Here is a 4,207-nt window from a genome sequence, read left to right as displayed (position 1 = left end):
GGCGGCCGCCGCAAGCGGCTTCGCCGCTTCTCAAACAAACCTAGGAATTTCGCCGGCATCACCGGCTCGGCCACGCAGAACGCAGAAAGGCGGCACGTTCGTGACTTCCCCAGCTTCCACTCCGGTCCGGGTCGGCGTTCTCGGCGCGCGCGGGCGGATGGGTTCCGAGGCGGTGCGCGCCGTGCAGGAGGACCCCGGTGCGGAACTCGTCGCGTCGGTCAACCGCGAGGACTCGCTGGAGGTGCTGGTCAGTTCCGGCGCGCAGGTCGCGGTGGACCTGACGCACCCCGATTCGGTGCTGGAGAACGTGCGCTTCTGCGTCGAGCGCGGCATCCACGTCGTCGTCGGCACCAGCGGGCTCGGCCCGGACGAGCTGGAGCAGGTGCGCAGCTTGCTGGCCGAGCGGCCCGAGACCGGGGTGCTGGTGGTGCCGAACTTCGCGCTCGGCGCGGTGCTGTCGATGAAGTTCGCCGAGATCGCTGCCCGGTTCTTCGAGTCGGCGGAGATCGTCGAGCTGCACCACCCGAAGAAGGCGGACGCCCCCTCGGGCACCGCGGCTCGAACCGCGGAGGTCATCGCGCAGACCCGCGAGTCCGCAGGGCTCGAGGCCGCGCCGGACGCCACCAGCAGAGGGATCGACGGCGCGCGCGGCGCCAAGGTGAACGAGGTGCCGGTGCACTCGATCCGGATGGCCGGACTGGTGGCGCACCAGGAGGTGCTGTTCGGCACCGAAGGGGAGACGTTGACCATCCGGCACGACTCCTACGACCGGCGTTCGTTCATGCCGGGCGTGCTGCTGGCCATCCGCGAAGTCGGCGGCAGGCCGGGGCTGACCGTCGGGCTCGACACCGTGCTGGGGCTGTGAATGTCCACCAACGAGCGGCAATCCTGGTTCGGTCCGCGCGCTGCGGCGTTCGTGCTCGCCGCGGTGCTGCTGGTCTACCTGGTGCTGATGGGGCAGCGCGCGGTCACGATGATCGTGACCGCGCAGCCGGTGTTCGTCGTGCTCGGGCTGGCGATCCTGGTGCTGCCGGTGCTGGGTGCGCTGCTGGTGGCCGACCAGCTCCGGTTCGGCGCGCAGACCGAGCGGCTGGCGCGGTTGCTGGAGTCCGAGGGGAACCTGCCGGACACCTCGCACCTGCCGTTGCGCCCCTCCGGGCGGGTGCAGCGGGAAGCCGCCGACGCCTGGTTCGAGCAGAAGCAGGCCGAACTCGAAGCCGCGCCGCACGAGTGGCGGGCGTGGTTCGCCCTCGCCCAGGCGTCCGACTTGGCCGGGGACCGCACCCGCGGACGCAAGGCGATGCGCCGGGCGATCGAACTCCAGCGCGGCGACGCGGAGGGCGAAAAGTAGTTCATCCGGCGCCGCGGCGGTACCTACGAACGGCGGGGAACGTTCGGCGGCCCGGAAAAGTTCCCGTGCTCATCTCACGGATTGGTCGATTGGTTGACACCGGGTAGATCGCCCACGCATGATCTACCGCATGTCGAGGTTCACCACTCTGGTGGCTCGCCTGCACGTCGATTTGCAGCAGCAGGCCAGCGCCCTGTGTAGCATTCGCTGACGATCCTTTCGCCGACTTCCGCGCAGGCCATTCAGCGGAGTTCGCCCGTGGAAAATCCGCGGGCGGCACCGCGCGGCGCGCAGCGCCGCACCTGAATCGCGGATTCCCTCTTCCTTTCGGCGCGGGCCGGCCGTTCCTGCGGCGGTTCGCGCAATTCCGTGTCCCCAACGGAACCAGACCCACCGGCCCGGAAACGCATTTCCGGGGCGGCGGGCAGGTGCGCCCGGGGGCGGACCGGAGGCACGTCCGGAATCGACGCCTCCCGTGCGGATCGATGCTGCGCGGGAATCGCTGGACCGGCGCCACCGGAAACCTTTCCCGAGAACACCTGTGCCCGAATGCAGGTAATCGAGTTCGAAGGTGCCCAGACGTTGGTGGAATTCCGCAGCAGACCGGAGAGAACATGAGAATCAAGGCGCGAGTGCTGCGCAGAGGAATGATCGGGGCGGCCGCCGCGCTGCTCGCGGTCGGCACCGTCACGTTGCCCGTGCAGGATGCCGACGCGGACGTGCAGGTCACGACGCAGCAGGTGCCGGGGGCCGACGGCAAGAACTACTCGGTCACCAACCACACCGTCCGCAACGTGGCGACCAAGGCCGCGGACGGAAAGCGCAAGGAATGGCTGCTGGTGTGGGCCGGTGACGAGAACATCGCCGACACCGCGGTCAAGGACGTCAAGGGCCTGCCCGGGTCGTTGAAGGATCCGGTGAACAAGGCGAAGAACGCGCTTCCCGGGCCGGACTTCCTCGCGGTCATCGACGCGACGAAGGGTTCGGAGACCTACGGGAAGGTGGTCAACACCGCCACCGTGGGGCCGCTGGTGGAGAACGAGCCGCACCACATGCAATACGTGTGGCACAAGGGCGACACCATTTTCGCGGGCGCGTTGTTCCTCGGCGCGACCTACGCGTTCGACGTGACCAAGCTGCCGAACCTGGAGCTCAAGGGCGTCAGCTTGCCGACGCAGACGCTCGGCGGTTCGGTTCCGGACGCTTATTGGACGTTGAAGGACGGCACGTCCTACGGCACCTACATGGGCGGTCCGGTCGCTCCCGGTCCTTATCGCTACGACGACGGATCGGTGCACAGCGGAAACGGTTTCGCGGGTAGTCCGGGCGAAGTCGTGCGATTCGACCGGGACGGGAAGGTGCTTTCCCAATCCCCGGCCGCGACTCCGCAGGGCGACAACCCGAAGTTGTGCGACAACCTGCCGCGGCTGGGCAAACCCACCTGCGCCAACCCGCACGGCATCCAGGCCCGCGAGGACCTGAACACGCTGGTCACCAGCGACTACGCGGAACCGCGCAACATCATCCTGGACCCGGTCAAGCAACCGTCGCCGTACCTGCGGCGGCCGACCGTGCGCACCTGGGACATCTCCGACCGCAACCAGCCGAAGCTCAAGTCGGTGTCGTACCTGCCGGACGGGCCGCGCGCCGATCCGGAGGACCCGCTGCATTCGGAAAGCCGCGCGGTCATGGAAACCACCGTCACCAACCAGCCCGGCCACAAGGGCGCGTTCGCCGAAACCATGCAGGGCGGCGCGGTCTTCTACACCCCGGACATCACCGCCCCGGCCCCGCGCTGGACGCAGGTGTTCGACGACGGGCAGGCGTTGAAGGCGATCGACCCGGCGAACAACGACGCCAAGGGCAGCGGCTCGAACGGCGGCTGGATCCAGACCAGCCCGGACGACCGGTTCCTGTACCGCGCGGTGCAGGGCAGGCAGAAGGGCACGCTCGGCCCGGACGACCCGGGTGCCACCGGCGGCGTGTACACGCTGGACATCTCCAAGCTGACCAGCAAGGGCACCGACTTCCAGTGCTCCATCGACAGCGTCGAGAAGGCCGAGAACGGCGGCGGGCAGGACTGCCCGACGCTGGCCGGTGCGGCTCCGATCAACCCGGGACAGCCCGGGGCGGGACCGCACTGGGGCGCCTACGACAACTTCAAGCCGGGCGCCGACGGCAAGTACGAGGAGACCAAGCAGCCCGGCCGGTTGGCGGTGTCGAACTACTTCGTCGCACGCACCGGCAACGACGGGGACCACAAGGTCAACATGATCGACCTCGCCGAGGACGGCCAGGTCAACGTGGACGAGTCGTTCAAGGACGAGGTCACCGGTGAAACGGGCATCAACTTCAACCGCAAGTCGTGGCCGCACGGGCCGTTCGGGAACGCGAAGCCGCACTCCGAGCTGTTCGTGGTCGCCGACGAGGACCTGAAGTAGCTCACCCGCCCGGGCATCGCCGCGCGCGGTGCCCGGGCCCCGGTTTTCCCTGCGTGAAGCGAGGTTTCGCGATGGACATGAGCGGTATGCACCCGGCAGCGACCGGTGTGGACGCCGCCGCGCTGGTGCTGCGCATCCTGCTGCTGTCGGGCACGGCCGTGGTCGCCGGGCTGGGGCTGCTGCGCGGGTCGGTGCGCACTACCGGGCGGGCGACGGTGGTGGTGGCCGCGGCCGCGGCCGTGATCGCCGCCGCGGCGAGCGTGCTGTCGATTCCGGTGCAGCACGTCAGCGTGCCGGTCGCGGTGGTGCACGCGGTGCTGGTGCTGGCGCTTCCGATCCTGCTGCGCCTGCCGTCGCCGGCTTCCTACCTCGGCTTCGCGCTGACCGTGCTGCTGATCGTGGAAAGCGGGCTCGG

Annotated in this window: 4 protein-coding genes; all 4 read left to right on the top strand. The window is 69.1% G+C overall.

All coding sequences use genetic code 11. The features are described 5' to 3' along the window. The first annotated feature begins 100 nt into the window (after positions 1-100). A complete protein-coding gene (dapB, locus tag IJH84_RS27310; RefSeq protein WP_295150673.1) occupies positions 101-865 on the top strand; it encodes a 4-hydroxy-tetrahydrodipicolinate reductase in 765 nt (254 codons plus the stop codon). Continuing rightward, positions 866-1,351, top strand: a complete 486-nt coding sequence (locus IJH84_RS27305) for a hypothetical protein (RefSeq protein ID WP_295150670.1) — start codon at positions 866-868, stop codon at positions 1,349-1,351. A gap of 614 nt (positions 1,352-1,965) precedes the next feature. Next, entirely contained in the window at positions 1,966-3,792 is a 1,827-nt protein-coding gene (locus IJH84_RS27300) for a selenium-binding family protein (RefSeq protein ID WP_233627341.1), read from the top strand. 71 nt (positions 3,793-3,863) lie between these two features. Further along, positions 3,864-4,207 (top strand): DUF6239 family natural product biosynthesis protein (locus IJH84_RS27295; RefSeq protein ID WP_295150666.1); only part of this gene is annotated, 344 nt, incomplete at its 3' end.

Source organism: Saccharopolyspora sp., from assembly GCF_017434145.1.
Classification (GTDB): Bacteria; Actinomycetota; Actinomycetes; order Mycobacteriales; family Pseudonocardiaceae; genus Saccharopolyspora_C; species Saccharopolyspora_C galaxeae.
Note: the sequence above shows the minus strand (reverse complement) of the source record. Positions and strands in the feature narration are given on the sequence as shown.